General features: G+C 67.4%; 21 protein-coding genes. 7 read left to right on the forward strand and 14 right to left on the reverse strand.

Annotated features, from left to right (window positions below; translation table 11 throughout):
* The first annotated feature begins 70 nt into the window (after window positions 1-70).
* Entirely contained in the window at window positions 71-661 is a 591-nt protein-coding gene (locus F624_RS0128730) for an OmpW/AlkL family protein (RefSeq protein ID WP_031256628.1), read from the forward strand.
* Between the two features lie 182 nt (window positions 662-843).
* Here F624_RS0128730 and F624_RS0128735 read toward each other — a convergent pair whose 3' ends face one another.
* The 7 genes from F624_RS0128735 to F624_RS0128765 all read right to left on the reverse strand — a co-directional run bounded on the left by F624_RS0128735 (window position 844) and on the right by F624_RS0128765 (window position 6640).
* Complete coding sequence (locus F624_RS0128735; RefSeq protein WP_019577839.1) at window positions 844-1341, reverse strand: hemerythrin domain-containing protein; 498 nt, start codon at window positions 1339-1341, stop codon at window positions 844-846.
* A 125-nt stretch (window positions 1342-1466) separates the two neighbouring features.
* Window positions 1467-1661 carry a hypothetical protein gene (locus F624_RS0128740; RefSeq protein ID WP_019577840.1) on the reverse strand — a complete coding sequence of 65 codons (195 nt, stop codon included), beginning with the start codon at window positions 1659-1661 and terminating at the stop codon, window positions 1467-1469.
* A gap of 241 nt (window positions 1662-1902) precedes the next feature.
* A complete protein-coding gene (locus tag F624_RS0128745) occupies window positions 1903-2562 on the reverse strand; it encodes an ABC-type transport auxiliary lipoprotein family protein (protein ID WP_043426950.1) in 660 nt (219 codons plus the stop codon).
* Between the two features lie 23 nt (window positions 2563-2585).
* Entirely contained in the window at window positions 2586-3569 is a 984-nt protein-coding gene (locus tag F624_RS0128750; RefSeq protein WP_019577842.1) for an MlaD family protein, read from the reverse strand.
* Window positions 3570-3593: 24 nt separating this feature from the next.
* On the reverse strand, window positions 3594-4427 hold the full coding sequence (locus F624_RS0128755) for an ABC transporter ATP-binding protein (protein WP_043426952.1): 834 nt from the start codon (window positions 4425-4427) through the stop codon (window positions 3594-3596).
* 14 nt (window positions 4428-4441) lie between these two features.
* Complete coding sequence (locus tag F624_RS0128760) at window positions 4442-5593, reverse strand: MlaE family ABC transporter permease (protein ID WP_019577844.1); 1152 nt, start codon at window positions 5591-5593, stop codon at window positions 4442-4444.
* A gap of 135 nt (window positions 5594-5728) precedes the next feature.
* On the reverse strand, window positions 5729-6640 hold the full coding sequence (locus F624_RS0128765) for a LysR family transcriptional regulator (protein ID WP_211224188.1): 912 nt from the start codon (window positions 6638-6640) through the stop codon (window positions 5729-5731).
* A 143-nt stretch (window positions 6641-6783) separates the two neighbouring features.
* On the opposite strand from F624_RS0128765, the gene F624_RS0128770 reads away from it, so the two are divergent.
* A complete protein-coding gene (locus F624_RS0128770) occupies window positions 6784-8511 on the forward strand; it encodes a GMC family oxidoreductase (protein WP_019577846.1) in 1728 nt (575 codons plus the stop codon).
* Window positions 8512-8517: 6 nt separating this feature from the next.
* Here the strand turns inward: F624_RS0128770 and F624_RS0128775 are convergent, their stop codons facing one another.
* Window positions 8518-9681, reverse strand: a complete 1164-nt coding sequence (locus tag F624_RS0128775) for a metallophosphoesterase family protein (protein ID WP_019577847.1) — start codon at window positions 9679-9681, stop codon at window positions 8518-8520.
* Window positions 9682-9878: 197 nt separating this feature from the next.
* On the opposite strand from F624_RS0128775, the gene F624_RS0128780 reads away from it, so the two are divergent.
* The 4 genes from F624_RS0128780 (at window position 9879) to F624_RS33730 (ending at window position 14014) form a co-directional block, all read left to right on the forward strand.
* Complete coding sequence (locus F624_RS0128780; RefSeq protein WP_019577848.1) at window positions 9879-12137, forward strand: TonB-dependent receptor; 2259 nt, start codon at window positions 9879-9881, stop codon at window positions 12135-12137.
* A 108-nt stretch (window positions 12138-12245) separates the two neighbouring features.
* Window positions 12246-12896, forward strand: coding sequence for a MotA/TolQ/ExbB proton channel family protein (locus F624_RS0128785; protein ID WP_019577849.1), 651 nt, complete (start codon window positions 12246-12248; stop codon window positions 12894-12896).
* A 6-nt stretch (window positions 12897-12902) separates the two neighbouring features.
* Window positions 12903-13298, forward strand: a complete 396-nt coding sequence (locus F624_RS0128790) for an ExbD/TolR family protein (RefSeq protein ID WP_019577850.1) — start codon at window positions 12903-12905, stop codon at window positions 13296-13298.
* Window positions 13295-14014 carry an energy transducer TonB gene (locus F624_RS33730; protein ID WP_157443680.1) on the forward strand — a complete coding sequence of 240 codons (720 nt, stop codon included), beginning with the start codon at window positions 13295-13297 and terminating at the stop codon, window positions 14012-14014. The genes F624_RS0128790 and F624_RS33730 overlap by 4 nt, the downstream gene beginning before the upstream one ends.
* A gap of 36 nt (window positions 14015-14050) precedes the next feature.
* Here F624_RS33730 and F624_RS0128800 read toward each other — a convergent pair whose 3' ends face one another.
* On the reverse strand, window positions 14051-14377 hold the full coding sequence (locus tag F624_RS0128800) for a hypothetical protein (protein WP_019577852.1): 327 nt from the start codon (window positions 14375-14377) through the stop codon (window positions 14051-14053).
* Between the two features lie 48 nt (window positions 14378-14425).
* Window positions 14426-15775: an ammonium transporter gene (locus F624_RS0128805; RefSeq protein ID WP_019577853.1), complete on the reverse strand. Its 1350-nt coding sequence runs from the start codon at window positions 15773-15775 to the stop codon at window positions 14426-14428.
* A 332-nt stretch (window positions 15776-16107) separates the two neighbouring features.
* Between F624_RS0128805 and F624_RS0128810 the strand changes: the two genes are divergently transcribed.
* Window positions 16108-16866 (forward strand): sulfite exporter TauE/SafE family protein, encoded by a 759-nt coding sequence (locus F624_RS0128810; RefSeq protein ID WP_019577854.1) that lies wholly within the window; start codon window positions 16108-16110, stop codon window positions 16864-16866.
* Window positions 16867-16905: 39 nt separating this feature from the next.
* On the opposite strand, the gene mrdA is transcribed toward F624_RS0128810, so the two are convergent.
* The 4 genes from mrdA to F624_RS0128830 form a co-directional block, all read right to left on the reverse strand.
* The gene (gene mrdA, locus F624_RS0128815) at window positions 16906-18888 is read right to left on the reverse strand and encodes a penicillin-binding protein 2 (RefSeq protein ID WP_019577855.1); all 1983 of its coding nucleotides are present in this window, start codon (window positions 18886-18888) and stop codon (window positions 16906-16908) included.
* A complete protein-coding gene (gene mreD / locus F624_RS0128820; protein ID WP_019577856.1) occupies window positions 18885-19406 on the reverse strand; it encodes a rod shape-determining protein MreD in 522 nt (173 codons plus the stop codon). The genes mrdA and mreD overlap by 4 nt, the downstream gene beginning before the upstream one ends.
* Complete coding sequence (gene mreC, locus F624_RS0128825) at window positions 19403-20320, reverse strand: rod shape-determining protein MreC (RefSeq protein WP_019577857.1); 918 nt, start codon at window positions 20318-20320, stop codon at window positions 19403-19405. The genes mreD and mreC overlap by 4 nt, the downstream gene beginning before the upstream one ends.
* Before the next feature lie 83 nt (window positions 20321-20403).
* The gene (locus F624_RS0128830; RefSeq protein WP_019577858.1) at window positions 20404-21447 is read right to left on the reverse strand and encodes a rod shape-determining protein; all 1044 of its coding nucleotides are present in this window, start codon (window positions 21445-21447) and stop codon (window positions 20404-20406) included.
* Window positions 21448-21544: the final 97 nt, after the last annotated feature.

Here is a 21544-nt window from a genome sequence, read left to right on the forward strand (position 1 = left end):
GGTTTGACCGGGGTGATTTGAATTTAATAGCGATACGGGGGCCGTCCCCGGTGATGTGAGAAAGAACACCATGAAAAAGCAAGTGATGGCTGTCGCCGCTCTGTGTGCCCTGATGTCTGGCGCGGCCTTCGCCCAGCAAGCCGAAGGCCCCTGGCTGGTGCGCGCCCGCGCCGTGAATCTGCAAGCCTCCAATGGCGACACGACCGGCCTGGGCCTGTCGACCAACAACAAGTGGCTGCCTGAAGTCGACTTCACCTACTTCATCAACAAGAACATCGCTGCCGAGTTGATCCTGACCGTGCCGCAAAGCCAGACGCTGTACTCGAAGGGCACCGCCATCGGCTCGTTCAAGCACCTGCCGCCGACCCTGACGCTGCAATACCACTTCGACATGAATGGCTTCAAGCCCTACGTCGGCGCCGGTATCAACTACACCCGCCTGAGCGACATCAACCTGCCCGCAGGCGTGAGCGTGGACAGCAACAGCTTCGGCCCCGCCCTGCAAGTCGGTGTCGACATTCCGGTGGGCAAGAATTTGTACGTCAACTTCGACGTGAAAAAGGTTTACATCCGTACGGATGTGAGCGCCGCTGGCAGCAAGTTGGGGACCTTCAAGGTGGACCCCCTGCTGGTGGGTGTGGGTCTGGGCTGGCGTTTCTAAAAACTCGCCGCATTCGCCCAGTTGAGGCCAGCAGGTGCAAGCCTGCTGGCTTTTTTGTTGCCTGAGCCCCTCCCACAAGGCCAGCTCAGGCACACACAGACAACATCGAACAGACAACAAAAAACCCGCCTCGGCGGGTTTTTGTGTTGAATCAGGGCCCAGGCCCTGAGGTACAGCGGCGCTCAGGCGGCCAGCGCTTCCTCCGCGGTGTCGGAGCAGGTCGACCCGCCGCAGCCATGGATCTCACCCTGGGGCAGGGCATCGGGTGACGCCACCGCACCGGTTTCGGGGTCATAGCCCACGCGGCGCAGGTGCAGGGCCAAGGCCGCATCCATCGATTGCGCATGCTGCGGGAACCAGATGGCCAGCTCGGAGGCCATTTGACGCACCACGGCCAGATCGCCTGTAGCGCCGCGCACCGCCCCTTCGCGCATCACCTGCAACACCACCTTGTGCTGCATGGTGTGGCAGTTGGACGATGAGAACCGGGTGTCCTGCATCCAGCGGTCTTCACGGCCGAAGTGGTCATCGGTGTGGTCCACCAGTGCCTGCCAGTGTTGCAACAGGGTGTCGTCCGGGGCTGAGGCCACGACCGCCAGCAGATCGACGAATTCACGGTGTGTGTCGTCCATCAAAGGCAGGTCCAGCGACAGGGCGTCGCTCCATTCGAGCTGGTTCATGAGGGTTCTCCGGGTGTGCGCAATCGCGGCAGCATAAGCGCGAGCGCTCTCCCAGGATTTGATCCAGGTCAGCCAGCGGCCGCCAAGGCCCTGCCAGGCACCGGGCGCCGCCAGCGCCCAGCCTGTCAGGGCTTGCGGCGCGTGCGTTGGGCCAGCGAGGGCGCGGCCTTGAAGGGCCAGGCCACCGAGGCCTTGGCCCAGGCCGGCGTACCCGACGTGGCTTGCGCATCGGCTTCGGCCGAGGGCAGTGCAGCCCGTGCGGGCGGTGTCTGGGGTGTGGCGCCACCCTTGGGCGGTGCATTCTTCCGGGTGTCTGACATGGGGCTCCCTCGGGGCGTGATCGCCCTCATTGATGTGAGTGGATGATAGGCGGCAGACGAAGTTCCCCCGCCGCAGATCCAGTCCAGGCAACCTTCGATCAAGCTACCTGCACCAATGGACTCAACGAAGGGACCCATCGGCAGGTTGACGCCCCAGCGAGCTCAGGCAAATCATTTTCAAACGCCAGGCCGGTTGCGGCCCAGGATGGGTGTCCCGGACCGGGGGCCACCCGTCCGACGCTCAGCGGGCCCGCTCCAGCCACTGCCCCAAGGTGTGTGCCACCTGATCGGTGGCCCGTGTCAGCGCCAGCACACCGCCCACTGCGTCGGCGCTGGCTGCGGGCTCGCGCGCCGTGAAGACCTGCTGGGCCAACAGCGTTTCCCCCGCAGGGCTGTTGTCGACCAGGGTGGCGCGCAGGCGCACCAGCGCCTGGCTTTGGCTGGGGCTGTCAAACACCTGGGTGAACTCTTCCAGTTCCAGGCGCAGCACCCGCACAGGCTGGTTGTCGGCACGCTTGAGCGCCGCACTCTCACCCGCACTCATGACCGTGTAACGCGCCGACAGATGATCGCGCAGGCGCTGCCGGATCAGCTGCGCCGGTGGCAAGGTCCAGCGGGCCTGCGCATAGGGGCGCAGTTGCTGGTCCCCCGCGTAGGCCAGGCGGTACAGCACGGCGCTCGACCCCTCGAACACGCCCACGGGCTCCAGGTCGGCCAGCGCCAGCACGGGCAAGGGCTTGGCCGGCGGCGTGGCGGCATCGGCCTGCGCCAGGCCGGGGCCGAAATCGTACTGGGCAGGGCGCACCGGGCGTTCAGGCAGGGCCGAACAGCCGCCCAGCAAGAGGAGGGCCGCAGCCCAGGTGGCCGACAGTACCCGGCGATCCTTCAAATAGGGGGTCATGACAAGGTTCTCCTGGATCAGGTTCACGGGCGGCTCAGGGCGGCCGGGGCGCGAAAACCGGGCTCACCCGGGCCGGGCTCGACCTGGCCATGGCCAAACAGCAGCGATTGGGGGTTGTCGTTGATGCCGGTCACGGTGCGCCCCAGCTGGCGCGCCGCGCGGGCGCTGTCTTCGGTGAAGCGGTTGACCCGTGGCAATGTGGTCGAGCCCAGGGTGTCGGTGACATGGGACAGGGCCTCGGTGCCTTGGGCGATGCGGTCCAGCGGGCCGTCCTTCTCGTTCAGGCGATGGGCCGTCTGCGCGATTTCGCCCGACATGCGCCCCACTTCGGCGGCACTGTTCTGCACGGCCTTCAGGGTCTGGGAGGCGTCCCGCGTCAGCGCCGGCACGGCCGCCAGCGCAGGCTCAACATGGGTCTTCACCGTGCCATTGAGGGTGGCGGTGATCTCGGCCACGTTGGCCGCAGCCTGCCCGATGTTGCCCAGCATCTGCGACAGGCGCTTCTGGTTGTCGTCAGACAAGGTCTGCGCGATGCGCTGCGTGGCGTCCTGGATCTGCGACAGCAGCTCAGGGGCCTGCTCGGTGAGCTTGCCCAGTTGCGAGGTGACCAGGGGCAGGCGCGGCAGCCCGTCTTCGCCACTGGGCAGGGGCTCCTGGGCCTGGCCGGCATCGTCCAGCAGCACATAGGCGAGACCCGTGACCCCTTGGTAGGCCAGGGTGGCAAAGGTGGTGGCGGTCAGGGGGGTCTTTTCCTCCACAGAGATGCGGATCAGCACATTGCCTTTGGCTTCGTTGTCGAAGCCGATCTGGGTGACCTTGCCCACGGCCACCCCCTTGTAGCGCACGGGGGCCTGGGGTTGCAGGCCGGTGACGCTGTCGCGGGTGGAGAGCTCCCAGGACTGGTATCGCCCCTTGTCACGCGTGAGCCAGAAGCCCAGTGACAGCAGCAGCAGGGTGACCACCAGCACGAAGGTGCCGGCGGCCATGGCGTGGGATTTGTTTTCCATGTGCGGTGTTCCTCGAACGTGGGCTCAGAGCGTGGGAGAGGCCTGGGAAGAGGCCTGGGTAGGGGCCGGGGCCATGGCCCGGCGCCCGCGCTCGCCCTGGAAGAAGTCGTGGATGAAGGGGTGGTCCAGGCCGGCCACCACCAGCGGTGTGTCGGTGAACAGCACTTTCTGGCTGGCCAGCACGGCCACCCGGGTGGACAGCGCAAACAGCGTGTCCAGGTCGTGCGTGACCATGATCACCGTCAGGCCCAGCTCGGCGTGCAGGTCCTTGAGCAGGTCGCAGAAGTCGTCCGAGGCATGCGGGTCCAGGCCCGCCGTGGGCTCGTCCAGCAGCAGCAGGGGCGGGTCCATGATGAGCGCACGCGCCAGGGCCACCCGCTTGATCATGCCGCCCGACAGGTCGGAGGGCCGCTTGTGCGCATGCTGGGGGCCCAGGCCCACCATCTGCAGCTTCACATAGGCGGCGTCGGTCACCACGTCGGCAGGCAAGGTGCCCAGCTCACGCAGCGCAAAAGCGATGTTGTCCAGCACGCTGAAAGCCGAAAACAAGGCGCCCTGCTGAAACAGCATGCCCACCCGGCTGGAGGCGCCGTGGCGGCCCAGCTCGGCCGCGGGCTGCCCGAGCACCTGCACGCTGCCCCGGGCAGGGTGCTCCAGGCCCAGCATCTGGCGCAGCAGCACGGTCTTGCCGGTGCCCGAGCCTCCGACCAGGGTCAGCACCTCGCCGCGGCGCACCTGCAAGGCCAGGTCACGGTGGATCACCACCTCGGATTTGCCACGGCCGAACACGGTCCACAGGCCCTGGATATCGACCACGGGTGCGGCGCCGGCTGACAGAACGGGCGTGGCAGAAGGCATGGCTGTCGCGTCCATCAGATGCCCACATCCTTGAACAGGATGGCGAACAGCGCGTCCACCAGAATCACCACGGTGATGGAGGTCACCACCGAAGCCGTGGTGCCCTGCCCCAGGCTTTCGGTGTTGGGCTTGACGCCCAGGCCGTAATGGCAACCCACCAGCGCGATCAGGATGCCGAACACCACCGACTTGCCCGTGGCCAGCGCCAGGTTGCTGGCCTCGACGGCCGCTGGCAGCGCCTGCATGAAAAACGCCGGCGTGACCTTCAGCGCCAGATCGCTGGCCAGCATGCCGCCGGCCAGCGAGGCCAGCGTGGTCCACACCGAGATCAGCGGCATGGCGATCGCCAACCCCAGCGCCCGCGGCATGACCAGGCGGAAGCCATGGGCGATGCCCATCACCCGCATGGCGTCCAGTTCCTCGGTCACCCGCATCACCCCGATCTGCGCCGTGATGGCCGAACCCGAGCGGCCCGCCACCAGGATCGCGGCCAGCAAAGGCCCCAGCTCCCGGATCAGCGAAATGCCAAGAATGTTGACGATGAAGGCCTCGGCCCCGAACTGACGCAGTTGCAGCGCCATCAGGTAGGCCAGCACCACGCCGATCAGAAAACCCACCAGTGCGGTGATCGGCATGGCCGTGGCCCCCATCTGGTAGAGATGGCCAGACAGATCACGCCAGGGAGCGTCACGCGGGGCCCGCAGCAGCTGGACGAAATCGAGCAACAGCTGCCCTTGCATGCGCACATAGTCGCGCGCATGGCCCAAGCCTTTGAGCACCCGCACCCCCAGGTGGTCGATGGCCGACCGGGTGCCGTCACTGGAGGGCTCGGTGCGGGGCTGCCCAGGCGGCAGGGTCAAACGCGCCACACGCTCCAGCATCTGGCGCTGCAGGGCATCGACCTGCAACTGCGCCGGCCACTGCATGCCCCATTGGCGCCACAGCAATTGCGCGCCCACATGGTCCAGCCGCTGCAGCCCGCTCAGATCCCAGGACAGCGCTCCGGCTTCACCACCGCCCGCCGGCGCCAAGGCCTGCAGCAGCTGGCGAGCCACCCCTCGATCGGCCAGCGCCGCCGCCGTCCAGTGGCCCACGGGCGCAGCACAGCGACCCTGGGCGGTATCGCGCCATGCAAGGCTGGGAGGAGACAGGGCAGCGTCGGTCACAAGGCAAGATTGGGGCAAAACTGGCACATCGTAACGCCAGCCAGCCCGGGCTCTCAAGGCGGCGGTGGCACGAGAGCAAATAGGTTGCAAAGCAACACAAAACTGACGTTCGGACAACACGCCCTGGCCACACCCTCAAGCCCAGACCGCCGCCAGGGCCGCACAGGCGCAGGCCAGGACCGGGTCGTCGCGGCGGGCCGCCGGGTAGACAAAGGCCAGGTCGCAGTCCAGGCTGACCGCATCGGCAATCACCAGCCCCCGGGCCTGGCTCTCGCGCATGGCAATCGAATCACGCACCAGGCTCAGGCCCACGCCGGAGCGCACCAGGTCCAGCATGCTGGACTCCTGGTCCACCAGGGCCACCCAGCGGGGCTCCAGGCCTGCGGGCGAGCCAGCCCCCAAGACCCGCGCCAGCAGCCGGTGGTGGGCCGAAGCCGGGGGCGTGGCCAGCCAGGGCAGGGCCGCCAGCCCCCTCCAGCCGCGCCCCTGCACCTGCGGCCCCCAACCTGCAGGCGCCAGCACCCGGTAGGTGAACCGCGTCAGGGTGAGCTGGGCCAGGGGCTCGGGCGGCGGCTGGTCGGGCTCGGCCAGGTAAAAGCCCCCATCCAGCGCATTGCGCTGCACCGCGTCCCAGACATCGCCGCTCATGGCCTGGCGCAGCTCGGTGCGCACCTGCGGAGCGGCCTCGACCAGGTGCCTGAGAAAAGCGCCCAGGCGGGTGAACTCGGGGTCGAGGATGGTGCCGATGCGCAGGCTGCCGCGCACCGTGGTGTGCAGGCGCTGGGCCGCCTGGGCAAAATCGACCAGGGCCCCCAAGGCACGCTCGGCCTGGGGCAGCAAGGCCGCGCCATCGGCCGTCAGCACCAGGCCGCGCGGGCTGCGGCTGAACAGGCTCAAGCCGGTGGCCTGGGCCAGGGCTTTGAGCTGCAGGCTGACCGCGGGCTGCGACAGGTGCAGGCGTGCCGCCGCCCGCGACACACTGCCCTCGCGGGCCACCATGACGAAGGCGCGCAGGCTTTGGGGGTCGGTCATGAGGGACGGTGACATGGGTGCAATCCCTTTTTGATATTTGCCGTTCTTATAAGACAGTTTTGAACAACTCATTGGATTCATCGGCCAATCTGCCCGAAACTGCAGCCCACACCGCCAACGAATCATGAGATTGGCAAATAAACGCCCACGGAGACACCATGAGCCAAGCCACCGCCCCGACCACCACCGCCGAGGCCTTGTTCGACTACATCGTGATCGGCGCCGGCACGGCGGGCGCCCTGATGGCCAACCGGCTCAGTGCCGACCCCCAGCGCCGGGTGCTGCTGATCGAGGCGGGGCGCAAGGACGACTACCACTGGATCCACATCCCGGTGGGCTACCTGTACTGCATCGGCAACCCGCGCACCGACTGGCTCTACCAGACCGAGCCGGCCGCCGGCCTGAACGGGCGCACCCTGCGTTACCCGCGCGGCAAGACCCTGGGCGGCTGCAGCAGCATCAACGGCATGATCTACATGCGCGGCCAGGCCCGCGACTACGAGCATTGGGCCGAACTGACGGGTGACGACGCCTGGCGCTGGCAGCAGGTGCTGCCCGAGTTCATGCGGCACGAAGACCACTGGCGGCTGGACGCCCCAGGCCAGTCGCCCGCCAGCTTCGAGAAACTGCACGGCCATCGTCGAACCGGCAGCACCGGGGAATGGCGGGTCGAGAAGCAGCGCCTGCGCTGGGACATCCTGGACGCCTTTGCCCAGGCGGCCCAGCAGGCGGGGGTGCCGGCCAGCGACGACTTCAACCAGGGCAGCAACGAGGGCGTGGGCTATTTCGAGGTGAACCAGAAAAGCGGCTGGCGCTGGAACTCGGCCAAGGCCTTTTTGCGCCCCACCTGCTATGCGCGCCCCAACTTCGAACTCTGGACCCAGGCCCAGGTGGCGCGCCTGCTGCTTGAAACCCAGGCCGACGGCAGCCGGCGTTGCACCGGCGTGCAGGTCTGGAACGGCAGCGAGATGGTCACGGCCCGGGCCAGTGCCGAGGTGGTGCTGTGCGCGGGCAGCATCGGCACGCCGCAGATCCTGCAACTCTCGGGCATCGGATCGGCGCCTGAGCTGCTGGCCCGTGGCATTGCGCCCCAGGTCGACCTGCCCGGGGTGGGCCACAACCTGCAGGACCACCTGCAGATCCGTGCCGTGTTCAAGGTGCAGGGTGTGAAGACGCTCAACACCCTGGCCAACAGCCTGTGGGGCAAGGCCATGATCGGCCTGGAGTACGCCTTGAAACGCAGCGGCCCCATGAGCATGGCGCCCAGCCAGCTGGGCGCCTTCACGCGCAGCCGGCCCGATCTGCCCCACCCCAACCTCCAGTACCACGTGCAGCCCCTGAGCCTGGACGCCTTCGGCGATCCGCTGCACAGCTTCAATGCCTTCACGGCCAGCGTGTGCAACCTCAACCCCAGCAGCCGCGGCACGGTGCTGGTGAAAAGCCCGCGCTTCGACGAAGCCCCCGCCATCGCCCCCAACTACCTCAGCACCGAGGAAGACCGCCAGGTGGCCGCCGACAGCCTGCGCCTGACGCGGCGCATCGTGGCCCAGCCCGCGCTGGCACGCTACCAGCCCGAAGAATTCAAGCCCGGCACCCAATACCAGACCGATGAGGAGCTGGCCCGACTGGCCGGCGACATCGCCACCACCATCTTCCACCCCGTGGGCACCACGCGCATGGGGCGGGCCGACGACCCGCAGGCGGTGGTCGACTCCCGCCTGCGCGTGTTCGATGGCGTGGCTCAGCCGGGCCAGGCACGGCGCACCATCGCCGGCCTGCGTGTGGTCGATGCCGGCGTGATGCCCACCATCACCAGCGGCAACACCAACAGCCCCACCCTGATGATGGCCGAGCGCGCCGCCGGCTGGATCACCGGGCGCAGCTGAGCCTCTTCAGCGCAGCTCCCAGGTCTTCAGCACCTGGGTCGGGCCGAAGTGCTCGTCGAAACCCAGCACCTGGATCTGCACGCGGTTGTCGGCATACACCTTCACATCCGCCCAGGCATAGAAGCGGTCGAAGGGGTTGCTGCTCTGCCCGGGCCAGGCCGCAAAGGGCGAGCCGCCCGAGCCCACGATCACCTGCCAGGCCCGCCCCCCCTGCGCCAGCCGGGGCTGCGAGGCATGGTAGATGTGCTGGTGGCCGCAGAAGTAGGTGGCGCCATAGGCTTCGATCACGTCCCAGAAGGCCTCGCGCAAGGCGGGTCGCACGTTCAGACCGTCCTCACGCTCGGCCACCCCGGCCTGGAACTCATACACATAGGCCATCTTGTGGCCGAACACGAAAAAGTGCTGCGCCCCGCGCGCCTTGGCGGCCGCCAAGTCGGCGCGCAACCAGCGCACCGGCGCCGAGCTGTCGAAGCCGACCGGGTCGGTGTTGATGACGGCCAGGTGCACGGCGCCCACGTCGAATGAATAGCTGAGCTGCTGCTGCGGTGTGCTGACGCCATCGCTGCCCGGCGCAGGGGCGTGGGATCGGTTCCAGGCCTGGGCGGGCTGCCCGGTGAGCCGGCTCCAGCGGGTCTCGTCCAGGATCAGGTCCCCCATGTTGGCCCGCCAGGCATCTTCCAGCCAGGCTTGCGCCAACTTCTCGGTGCGCCCATTGGGCAGCCGGGTCGGCACCTGAACCTCGTGGTTGCCCGGCACCGGCAGCACGTAAGTGCCCTGCTCCATCAACCCGGCCACCATGCCGCGCCAGTAGGCGTACTCGCGCTCGACCTGGGTGGCATCCCGGGTGTAGCCCATGATCATGTCGCCGTTGAAGACCAGGGCCTGCGGCCGCACCGCAGCCATCTCGCGGGTCATGCGCGCCAGCACCTGGGTGGCCTGCAACCAGCGCCGGTCCTGCCCCGTCAAGCCCGGGGCGCGCGGGTCATGCCGGCTGTCGCCCACGGTGGTGAAGTGAAACACCGGGGCCGGCGGCTCGGCGCTCGCCTTCGGCGCTAGTGCAGACGCGGGCACCGAGGGTGTCACAGCAGATGCCGCGGCAGGCAGAACGCTCTCGGGGGCGGCGCAGGCCGACAGCAGCCAGGCGCAGCAGCCCGCCAGAAGCCAATTCAATCGCAATGTCATGGGCAGCCCTCTCGCTCGCACACCGGAAACCTCAGGAGGCGCAGAGCTTAACGCCTGCCAGTCCGGCGGGGATATGTATCCATTTGTCACAACAACGTCAACGGCATGTCACGGGGCCTCACTAGATTCCCGGGGTTCCCCTTGGCTTGACCTCGCATCCCACCCTTCGCAGAAGAACTCATAACATGTCCCACGTCTGTCCTTTCCCAACACGCACCCTGACGCGCCTGCTGTCGCTGGCCCTGATCTCCCTGGGGGCCTCGCAGGCCGCCCTGGCCGACACCGTTGACCTCGGCACCGTCGGCGGCAGCGGCGGCGCCGCCGCCACCCCGACTGTGAAAGCCGAACGCGGCACCGCCGCCTCGGTGGCTCCGACCCAGGCCAGCCTGAAGGCCACCCAGCCCCAGTCCATCATCTCGCGCGCCTTCATCGAAGACTCGACCCCGCCCACCGGCAACTTCAACACCATCACGGCCATCGCCCCCAGCGTGGCCTCGATGCCGTCCACCAACGGCCCCGGCCTGGCCGACCAGAAGATGAGCCTGCGCGGCTTCCAGGACGGTGAGTACAACGTCACCTTCGACGGCATCCCCTTCGGCGACTCGAACGGCCCGACCCACCACTCGACCGCCTACTTTCCGGCCTCGGTGATCGGCGGCATGGTGATAGAACGCGGCCCGGGCAATGCCAGCAACATCGGCTATTCGACCTACGGCGGCAGCGTCAACCTGTTCTCCAAGACGCCGTCGGAAAAGCAGCAGGTGCAGGTGTATGGCTCGGTGGGTTCATGGGGCACGGTGCTGGAAGGCATTGCCTACGAAAGCGGCCGCATGGAGGGCAGCGATGCCACCCTGCAGCTCAATGCCCAGCACATGGGCGCCAAGGGCTACCTGACGCACAACGACCAGGTCAACAAGAACATCACTGCCAAGTACCAGCGCCCGGTGGGCGACAGCACCCTGCTGACACTGTTCATGAGCCTGGCCGATGTGAAGACCAACACGCCAGACAACGCCACCGGCCCGACGCGCGCCCAGGTGAACGCCATGGGCATGAACTACAGCCTGAACGGCAACCCGCGCAGCCAGGGCTACTACGGCTACAACTACGCCGCCAAGCAGACCGACATGGAGTATGTGCGCCTGCAAAGCCGGCTCGCCTCGGGCTGGGAGATCGACAACAACGCCTACACCTATGCCTACACCAACAGCACCACGGCCGGCCAGGACCCGTCGCTGTACAACGGCAGCGCCGACTCCAGCCTGAGCTTCACCAACCTGCTCAAGAAGCCGGTCACCCTGGCCAATGGCGATGTGCCGGGCTACTTCAAGCTCAACATGTACCGGGTCTGGGGTGATGTGTTCAAGGCCACGAAACAGTTTGACGCCGGGCTGCTGCGCACCGGCTTCTGGTACGAGGGCTCGCGCACCCAGCGCCACAACCTCGAGGCCGACCTGACCACCGGCCAGCAACTGCCTGGCGCCAACGCCTCTTACCCGACCGGCGTGGTGACCTCGTCCAACTTTGCCGAGCAGAACTCGAACTGGCACCAGGTGCAACCCTTTGCCGAATTTGAATGGGCCGCCGCCAAGGGCCTGACCGTGACCCCCGGCCTGAAGACCATGTGGTACCACATGGGCCTGAAGTCGGCCCTGAACCAGAAATCGCTGACCCCGCAGGACTACCAGTACACCTACCACGCCGTGCTGCCCTTCCTGACCGTGAACCAGCAGCTCGACGGCAGCAACTCGCTGTACGCCCAATACGCCAAGGGCATGCAGGTGCCTTTCCTGGGGGTGGGCTCGCCCAACAGCGCCGCCCCCGATCCGCAGACCACCACCAATTACCAGGTGGGTGCCGTGCACAAATCGGATGCGCTCACGCTGTCGGGTGACATCTACTACATCACGGTCAACAACCTGCAGCTCAACACCGGCACCAGCGCCAACCCGAACTACATCAACGCCGGTGGCGCCATCTACAAGGGCATCGAAGGCGAGGCCACCTACATGATCGGCCAGGGCCTGGCCGCCTACGGCAACGTCGGCGTCAACAGCGCCAAGTACAAGGCCGGCAATGCGGCCAACGGCCAGCCCACCGGGGATGTGCCCAACGCCCCCAACGTGACCACCGCCCTGGGTGCGCTCTACAACATCGGCCCCTGGAACGCCTCGCTGATCTTCAAGCGCATCGGTGAGCAGTACAACGCCAAGCTGGGCAGCAAGCTCAACCACATCGACAACACTGACCTGAACGTGGCCTACACCTTCAAGAACGTGGGTGCGTTGATGGGCGCCAAGGCCCTGAAGCTGCAGTTCAGCGTCTTCAACCTGACCAACAAGCAGAACCTGGTTGCCGTGAGCGGCCCGCTGAGCAGCGCCTCCACCCAGTACCAGTGGCAGGCACCGCGCAGCTACATGCTGTCGGCCCGCGCCGACTTCTGAGGCACGGAGCCCCCGGCCCCACGGACCTCCACCCGCCGACCGGGGCCAGCCATGCTGGCCCCGTCTGCCTTCCGAGCCCCCCCACTGACAACCCAGCCAGAGCCTGACATGACCCCCTCCAAACTCTTTGAATTGGCCAACGCCTCCGGCGGCACCCTGTACCTGATGGGCCTGCTGCTGCTGATCGCCCTGACCGTGATCATCGAACGCAGCCGCCACCTGCTGAACATGCAGCAAGCCGGCGTCGACCTGATGAACGCCCTGCGCGAGGACCCCGCCCTGCAGGCGCCCGCCACCCAGGTGCTGCTGAAAAAGCATGCCGACCAGCCGCATGTGCGGGTGATCCGCAGCTTGGACAACGAGCCGATCGATTCGTCCACCGAAACCGCCGCCGGCCACGTCGAAGAATCGCTGATGCACGAGGTGCCGCTGCTGGACCGCTCGCTGTGGGTGCTGGACACGGTCATCACCCTGGCCCCGCTGCTGGGCCTGTTCGGCACCATCGTGGGCATGTTCCGCGCCTTCTCGGTACTGGACGACGTGCAGAACGGGGCCAGCCAGGTCACTGGCGGCATTGCCGAAGCCCTGATTGCCACCGCCTGCGGCCTGTTCATCGCCATGCTGGGCCTGATCTTCTTCAACTGGCTGAGCACCCGGGTGCGGGTGATCGTGCACCAGCTCGAAACCCTCAAGATCATGCTGTTGAACCGCCGCCGCCCGCAGCCTGCGCAGCACCCCTCGCACCTGAAGGCCGTGTGAGCTGCCATGCGTTACTTCGAAACCAAGAAAGCCCGCATCGAGATCATTCCGATGATCGACATCATGCTGTTCCTGCTGGTCTTCTTTGCCATGATGACCCTGAAGATGATCCCCACCTCGGGCCACCTCAGCAAGCTGCCCACCAGCAGCACGGCCACGGCCATGCCCTCGCCCAAACTGTTGGTCGAGGTGCATGAGGACGGCTCGCTGCACGTTGACGGGCAAAGCCTGCCGGCGCCCCAGCTGACCGCCCTGGTCAAGCAACGCGACGCCGCCCACCTGGCCGTCACCATCGCCGGCGGCGAGCACGTCAACCTGCAGCAGCTGATGGGCGCCATCGACGCCGTGCGCCTGGGCGGCGCCACCCAGATCGGCCTGGCGGCCCGCACCGTGCAGCCATGAGCAGCCTGTCCGCCGCCCGGCCATGCGCCATGCCGCTGCCCGCACACACCCCACTTTGGCAGTCCTTCGGCGCAGCGCTGACCCTGGAAGCTGCGGCCGTGGCCGGCCTGCTGGTCTGGCTGAGCCTGCACCCGGCCGAGCCACCGCTGCGCGTGCTGCCGCTGCAGATCGAGGCGGCCCCCGCCCCCACGCCCCAGGCACCGCCAACACCGCCGGTGAGCAAGCCGCCCCCACCGGTGCCGGCGCCCCAGCCCGTGCAGCGCGCGCCTCGCCCTGCCGCCGCCCCGGCCGCAGCGTCGGTGCCGGCGCCCCCGCTGCCGATGAGCAGCGCCCCCAGCGAGGTGGCAGCCGCCCCCCCGGTGCAGGCCGCAGCGCCCGTGGCAGCGGCCGCACCACCGGCGCCGCCCCCCGCTCCACCGCCCGCCGGCCCGGTGGGGCCTTCGCCCGAGTACATCGCCAAGGTGCGGGCCGCCGTGCAGGCCGCCTTCATCTACCCACCGGCGGCCGTGGCCGCGGACTTCCATGGACGCACCCGGGTGGCCTTCACGCTGCGCGGCACCACCCCGACCAACGCCCGGGTGCTGGTGGGCAGCGGCATGGGCCTGGTGGACCGTGCCGCGCTGCAATCGGTGCAGTCGGCCAGCTACCCACCGCCGCCCCCCGACATGAAGGTGGCCGAGGCACAGTTCGAGGTGTGGGTGGAGTTCAAGCCCTGACCGCGGTCAGGGGCAGGTCTGAGGCCAGGCGCGGGTTCAGCGCAGGCCGCCGATGTAGCGCGGGGCCTCCGGGTCGGGCGGGCTGGCCGGGGTGGCGGCGCGCAGGCCCACCCGCGCCAGCGCCTGCTCACGCGCCGACACGGCCGCCGCAGGCCGGGGGTTCCAGGCCTGCTCCAGCTTGTCGGCCCACTCCGCCAGGTCGGCGTGCGCCCCTTCCTGGGCCGCACTGCGCGCCACCCGCACCATTTCAGCCGCATAGTCGGCATTGATGGCCATCCACTCGGTATCCGTCACCCGGCCGGCCTTGCGACGCAGCAAGACATGCAGGTGGGCCGCGATGGCCAACTTTTCACTGGCAAGCATGAGCGGTTCTCCAGACAAATTCCATCGGGCACATCAAGCGTCGGGGCCTCATGCCCCCAGGTGCTCGCGGTGCTGGGCCACGTCCAGGCCGCCTTGTTCGCTGGCCTCGTCCACGCGCAGGCCCACCAGCACACGGGTCAGCCCCAGCACCACCCAGGTCATCACCAAGCTGTAGCCCAGCACGGCCACGGCGCCCAGGGCCTGCACCACCAGTTGCCCCTTGGCACCACCCACCGTCGGGTTGGCCAACAGGCCCGTCATCAGGCAGCCGACCAGGCCCCCGATGCCGTGAACGCCAAAGACGTCCAGCGAGTCATCGGCACGCAGCAGGCGCTTGAGGCCGGTGGCGCCCCAATAGCAGGCCAGCCCGGCCACCGCGCCGATCAGCACGGCCGAGGCCGGCGTCACATAGCCCGAAGCCGGCGTGATGGCCACCAGGCCCGCCACCACCCCGGAGCACAGCCCCAGCAGCGAGGGGCGGCGACGGCGCACCCATTCCCCCAGCATCCAGGCCAGGGCACCGGCACAAGCGGCCAGGTGGGTGACCAGCATGGCCAGGCCGGCACGACCGTCGGCGGCCAGGGCCGAGCCGGCATTGAAGCCGAACCAGCCCACCCACAAGAGGCCTGTGCCGACCATGGTCAAAGCCAGGCTGTAGGGTTCAAAGGGTTCGCGCCCATAGCCCTGGCGCGGCCCCAGCACATAGGCACACACCAGGCCTGCCGCACCGGCATTGATGTGCACCACGGTGCCGCCGGCAAAATCCAGCGTCCCGAGCTGCGCCATCCAGCCGCCAGGCTCCCAGGCCCAGTGCGCCACCGGGGCATACACCAGCAGCGACCACAGGCCGGCAAACCACAACAGGGCGGAAAAGCGCATGCGCTCGACCAGCGCGCCCACGATCAGGGCCGGCGTGATGACGGCAAAGGTCAGCTGGAACATGGCGAACACCGACTCGGGCACATGCGGCGCCAAATGGCTGACCGCGACCTGGGCGCTGTCTTTCACGTAGTCCATGCCCGCAAAGCCGGCCCGTGCCAGGCTGCCCAGCCAGGGCGTGCCCGGCGTGAAGGCCAGCGAATAGCCCAGGCCCAGCCACAACAGGCTGACCAGCGCCGCCACCGCCAGCACGCTGGCCATGGTGTTGATGACGTTCTTGCGGCGCACCATGCCGGCATAGAACAAGGCCAGGCCGGGCAGGGTCATGAGCAGCACCAGGGCGGTGGCACTCAGCATCCAGGCCGTGTCGGCCGGGTTCAGGCTGGCTTCGGGCACCAGGCCCGGGCGGGTGATCGCCACCGCCGACTCGGCCTGGGCCGTACAGACCGCACAGGCCCAGCCCACCGCTCCAACCATCTTGCCAACCACCTTGCTGTATCCCAACACTCGTGCGCGCATCCTGCCTCCAGGGGTTCTTCTGGCGCCCAAGCTGCATGACTCATGCCAGGGTCGGCATGGGGTCTGGTGCACAGACGGGGGCAGGGAAACCCCCAATGCACCGAAATGGTCCAAAGTTATACATTTCATGCACTCGCGACGGGCACACAGTGACCTGTCATGGCGGGGGATCGAGGAGACAAACCTTCAAAACAACCAGAACATCATCTGGACGGTGCTCAAAGAAGCTGCCGCAACCTGACAAAGGCGCCCGTATGGGCGCCTTTTTTATTGGCTGATCGGCTTATCACAGCCTCCTGGCGGGCCGTGCGGGCAATGCGACAATCCGCCGAATGGACTTCTTTCTTGTATCGCTGGCCTCGCTGCTGGCTGGATTCATCGATTCGATCGTCGGCGGCGGCGGCCTGGTTCTGGTACCGGCCCTGTTTGCCATCTACCCCACCACACCGCCGGCCACCCTCTTCGGCATCAACAAGAGCGCGTCGATCTGGGGCACGGGCATCGCCACCTGGCAGTACCAGCGCCGCGTGAACCTGCGCTGGCCCACCCTGCTGCCGGCTGCGGCAGCGGGTTTTGCCGGGGCCTTTGCCGGTGCCTGGGCCGTGACCCAGATCTCGCCCGAGTTCCTGCGCCGCCTGCTGCCCCTGATCCTGATCGGTGTGCTGATCTACACGCTGGCCCGCAAGGAACTGGGGCGCCACCACGCGCCGCGCTTTTCGGGCCTGCATGAAACCGCGGCGATCAGCCTGATCGGGCTGGTGATCGGCTTCTACGACGGCTTTTTCGGCCCCGGCACGGGCAGTTTCTTTGTCTTCCTGCTGGTGCGCTGGCTGGGCTACGACTTTCTGAATGCGTCGGCCAACGCCAAGCTGCTGAACACCGCCACCAACCTGGCCGCGCTGATCCTGTTCAGCCTCAAGGGCCATGTGTGGTGGCACTATGCGCTGCCGCTGGCCGCCGCCAACGTGCTGGGCAGCGTGCTGGGCACGCGGCTGGCCTTGAAGCACGGTGCCGGCTTTGTGCGCGGCGTGTTCATTGCCGTGGTGTCGGTCCTGATCCTGAAAACAGGCTACGACGCCTTCCTGCGCTGAGGCCGGCGGGTCAGCGCCCGCCCCCGCCAGACCGGTTCGTCAATGGTTGGCGCCGCGGGCCGGCAACTGGCCCTGCGACAGATCGGGCAGGCCGGGCACCTCAGACACCTTGCGCGGGGTGCCCATCGGGGTCTGGGCCTGGCCGGCCTGCACCGCGGCCAGGTCCTGCTCACTCGGGTATTGCTGCATCAGCCAGTAATCGAACACCCGGCGCGCGATCGGCGCCGCCGCGGCACCACCCCAACCCGCATTCTCGACCACCATGGCCAGGGCAATCTGCGGGTCCTGGGCCGGGGCGAACGCCATGTACAGCGCGTGGTCGCGGTAACGCTCGGACAGCTTGGCGGCGTCGTACTTCTCGTTTTGCTTGACCGTCACCACCTGGGCGGTACCGGTCTTGCCGGCAGCCACATAGCCGGCGCCCCGGAAGGCCGTGGCCCCGGTGCCCTCGCTGTTCACGCCCACCAGGGCATTGCGGATGACGGCAATGTTGGCGGGCTTGGCGGTCAGCTCGGCCTTGATTTCCTGCAGTGTGTCCTGCGACTGGCGGGTCACCACATCGGTCACCTGCCGGACCAGGTGCGGCTTCATCTTGACGCCGTTGTTGGCCAGCACACCGGTGGCCGTGGCCAGCTGCAGCATGGTGAAGTTGTTGTAGCCCTGGCCGATGCCCAGCGAGATGGTCTCGCCCGCGTACCAGCGCTTCTGCTCGGGGCGCTTGTAGGCATTGCGCTTCCATTCGGTGGAGGGCAGAATGCCGCGCACCTCACCGAAGATGTCGATGCCGGTGAGCGAGCCGAAGCCGAACTTCTGCATCTCGTCATGGATCAGGTCCACGCCCATGTCGTTGGCCAGCATGTAGTAGTAGGTATCGCACGACTGCACGATCGACTTGTACATGTCCACCGTGCCGTGGCCGCCTTCCTTGTCGTCGCGGAAGCGGTGGTTGCCGAACATGAAATAGCCCGGGTCGTAGATGGTCTGCTGGGGCGTGCGCTTGCCGGTCTCCAGCGCGGCCAGGGCCATGAAGGGCTTGTAGGTGGAGCCCGGCGGGTAGGTGCCACGCAGGGCCCGGTTCAGCAGGGGCTTGTCGGGTGACTCGTTGAGGGCGGCCCAGTTCTCCTGATCGATGCCGTCCACAAACAGGTTGGGGTCGAAGGTGGGCTTGCTGACAAAGGCCAACACCTCGCCGGTCTTGGGGTCCAGCGCCACCAGGGCGCCACGGCGGTCGCCGAACAGGTCTTCCACCAGCTTCTGCAGCTTGATGTCGATCGACAGCATCACGGTGTTGCCCGGGGTGGCGGGGTGGCTGGCCAGGCGCCGCACAGCGCGGCCGCCGGCCGAGGTTTCCATCTGCTCGACGCCGGTGATGCCGTGCAACTGCCGCTCGAAGCTCTGCTCCACGCCCAGCTTGCCGATGTACTCGGTGCCGCGGTAGTTGGCCTCGTCGTCCGAATCCTGGATGTCTTCCTTTTCCTTCTGGTTGACGCGGCCGATGTAGCCGATCACATGGCTGGCCAGCGGCCCATAGGGGTAGTTGCGGAACAAGCGGGCCTTGATCTCGACGCCTGGAAAACGGAAGCGCTGGGCGGCAAAGCGGGCCACCTCTTCATCAGACAGCCGGGTGCGGATGGGCAGCGACTCGAAGCTCTTGGACTCTTCGACCAGCTTCTTGAAGCGGCGCCGGTCGCGCGCCTGGATGTCGACCACCGTGGCCAGGCCATCGATCACCTCGTCCAGCGGGCCGGCCTTGGAGGGCGTGATCTCCAGCGTGTAGGCCGAGTAGTTGGTGGCCAGCACCACGCCGTTGCGGTCCACGATCAGGCCCCGGTTGGGCACGATGGGCACCACGGCCGTGCGGTTGTTCTCAGCCTGTTCGGCCAGGTCCTCGTGGCGCACCACCTGCAGGTAGATCAGGCGGGCCACCAGCAGCGAAAAACAGATCAGCACCACCACGCCCGCCGCCACCACGCGGGTGCGGAAGCGCCACAGGTCGACCTCGACGTTGCGCAGCTCGGTCATAGCGGCCGGTTTTCATCGCGATCCGGCGGGCGCCGTTGCGGCGCCAGCAACACCCAGGACGTCAGCGGCCACAACAAGGCCTCCAGCGTGCCGGCGAGCAGGAACCAGAACCCCGGGAAGATGCCGCCCAGCAGCACCCGCAAAGCCAGCTCGATCAGGTGCGCCCCCAGGAACAGGGGCAGCAACTGCAGCGCCTGCGAGGGCACGCTGAACCACAGCAGGCGGCGCTGCATCTGCGTGGCCAGGTAGCTCAAGCCGGCATAGACCAGGGCATGCTGGCCCAGCAGCGCCGACTGGTGCACATCCATGACCAGGCCCAGCACAAAGCCCGCGCCGATGCCCACCCGCTGGGGTTGGTGCACCGACCAGAACATCAGCAACAGCAGCAGCACATCGGGCATGCCCGGCATGCGGCCCAGCGGCAGCAGGTTGACCAGCAGGCCCACCACCACCGAACCCCAGATGAAGACCGGATTGGCCGGCAGCAACAGCTGCTGGCCGCTGGCTTTGCCCATCATTTGCGGCCTCCCTTGCGCTGCGGCGCGGCGGGTTCAGGTTGCGGACGTGGCGGCACCTGGTCGCCCAGGGGGCTCAGCACCATCACGTGGCGCGAGGCCATCACCAGGCCCAGGGGCACGCAATGGATGCGCGCAAAAGCCGAATCGGCCCGGCGCTCGACCTTGTCGACCCGGGCCACCGGCAGGCCCGGCGGGTAGACGCCATCGACCCCGCTGGTGGACAGCAGGTCGCCGGCCTGCACGTCCGCATTGGCGGGCATGTAGCGCAGTTCCAGGCCACCGCCGTTGGCGATCGGGTCGCCATAGGCCACGCTGCGGGCGCCGGTGCGGGTGTTGAGCACGGGGATGGCGAAATCGCGGTCGATCACCAGGGTCACTTCGGCCAGCAGCGGGTCGACCCGCGTCACCTGGCCGAGCACGCCGGCCTCGTCGATCACGGGCGAGCCCAGCGCCACGCCCTTGATCTGCCCGCGGTCGATGATGACGCGCCGGGTGTAGGGGTCGGGCGCGTCGTACAACACCTCGGCCGCCTGGGCCTCGGACTTGAAGCGCTCGCGCAGCGCCAGCAGCTCGCGCAGGCGGGTGTTCTCCTGCAACAACTGCTCGACCTGATTGGAGCGCTGCGACTGCTCGGCCAACTTGCGGCGGGCCTCTTCCTCGACCATCTGGGCCGAGTGCAGGGATTCAAAGTATTCGGCCGCCGACTGACCCGCACGCACCGGTTGCAGGGCCACCCATTGCAGCGGGTACAGCGCCGTATCGACCGCCGCCCGCAGGGGGTGGGTCAGGTGAAAGCGCGCATCGGCCACCATCAGGAACACCGACAGGGCACTGAAGAACAACAGCCGGGTCAGCGGTGTTGGCCCTTGCCGGAAGAGCGACGGCGCGTTGCGGTCCAGGGTTCCCAGAGGCATGTTCGGCTAGACCCAGGTGTCACCAGAATCGCAAAAAGCCGGCCGCCTTGCTGACGAACCGGCTTGATGCGGACATGGTGGTGTTATTCGCTCGTGAAGATGCTGCCCAGACGGTCCATGCGCTCCAGCGCGATGCCGCAACCGCGCACCACGCAGGTCAGCGGGTCTTCGGCGACCAGCACCGGCAGACCGGTTTCCTCGGCCAGCAGGCGGTCCAGGTCGCGCAGCAGGGCGCCACCACCGGTCAGCATCATGCCGCGGTCGGCGATGTCGGCCCCCAGCTCGGGCGGGGTCTGTTCCAGCGCGTTCTTGACGGCGGAGACGATCTGGTTGAGCGGGTCGGTCAGCGCCTCCAGCACTTCGTTGCTGGAGATGGTGAAGCTGCGCGGCACGCCTTCGCTGAGGTTGCGGCCCTTGACTTCCATTTCGCGCACCTCGGAGCCCGGGAAGGCCGAGCCGATCTGCTTCTTGATGGCTTCGGCGGTGGGCTCGCCGATCAGCATGCCGTAGTTGCGGCGGATGTAGTTGATGATGGCCTCGTCGAACTTGTCGCCGCCCACGCGGACCGAGCCCTTGTAGACCATGCCGCCCAGCGAGATCACGCCGACTTCGGTGGTGCCGCCACCGATGTCGACCACCATCGAGCCACTGGCTTCGGACACCGGCAGGCCGGCACCGATGCCGGCGGCCATGGGTTCTTCAATCAGGTACACCGCGGTGGCGCCTGCGGCCTCGGCGGCGTCCTTGATGGCGCGGCGCTCGACCTGGGTGGAACCGCAGGGCACGCAGATGATGATGCGCGGGCTGGGGGCCAGCAAAGTGCGCGGGTGCACCATCTTGATGAACTGCTTGATCATCTGTTCGGTGATCACGAAGTCGGCGATCACGCCGTCTTTCATGGGGCGGATGGCCTCGATGTTGCCGGGCACCTTGCCCAGCATGGCCTTGGCTTCACGGCCCACGGCCTGGATGACCTTTTTGCCGTGCGGACCGCCTTCATGGCGGATGGCGACCACGGAGGGTTCGTCCAGCACGATGCCCTTGTCGCGGGCAAAGATCAGGGTGTTGGCAGTGCCAAGGTCAATGGCGAGGTCGGTGGAGAAATACCGACGGAAGGCTCCAAACATTCAAAATCCTCTCAGGCACGGCATGCGCTTCGGCCCGCCGTCGCCTCAATTTTCGGGGTCAGTTACAGGGTCACCAGGGGTCAAAATGAGCGGTTTT

The sequence above is a fragment of the Curvibacter lanceolatus ATCC 14669 genome, from assembly GCF_000381265.1.
Taxonomy (GTDB): Bacteria; Pseudomonadota; Gammaproteobacteria; order Burkholderiales; family Burkholderiaceae_C; genus Curvibacter; species Curvibacter lanceolatus.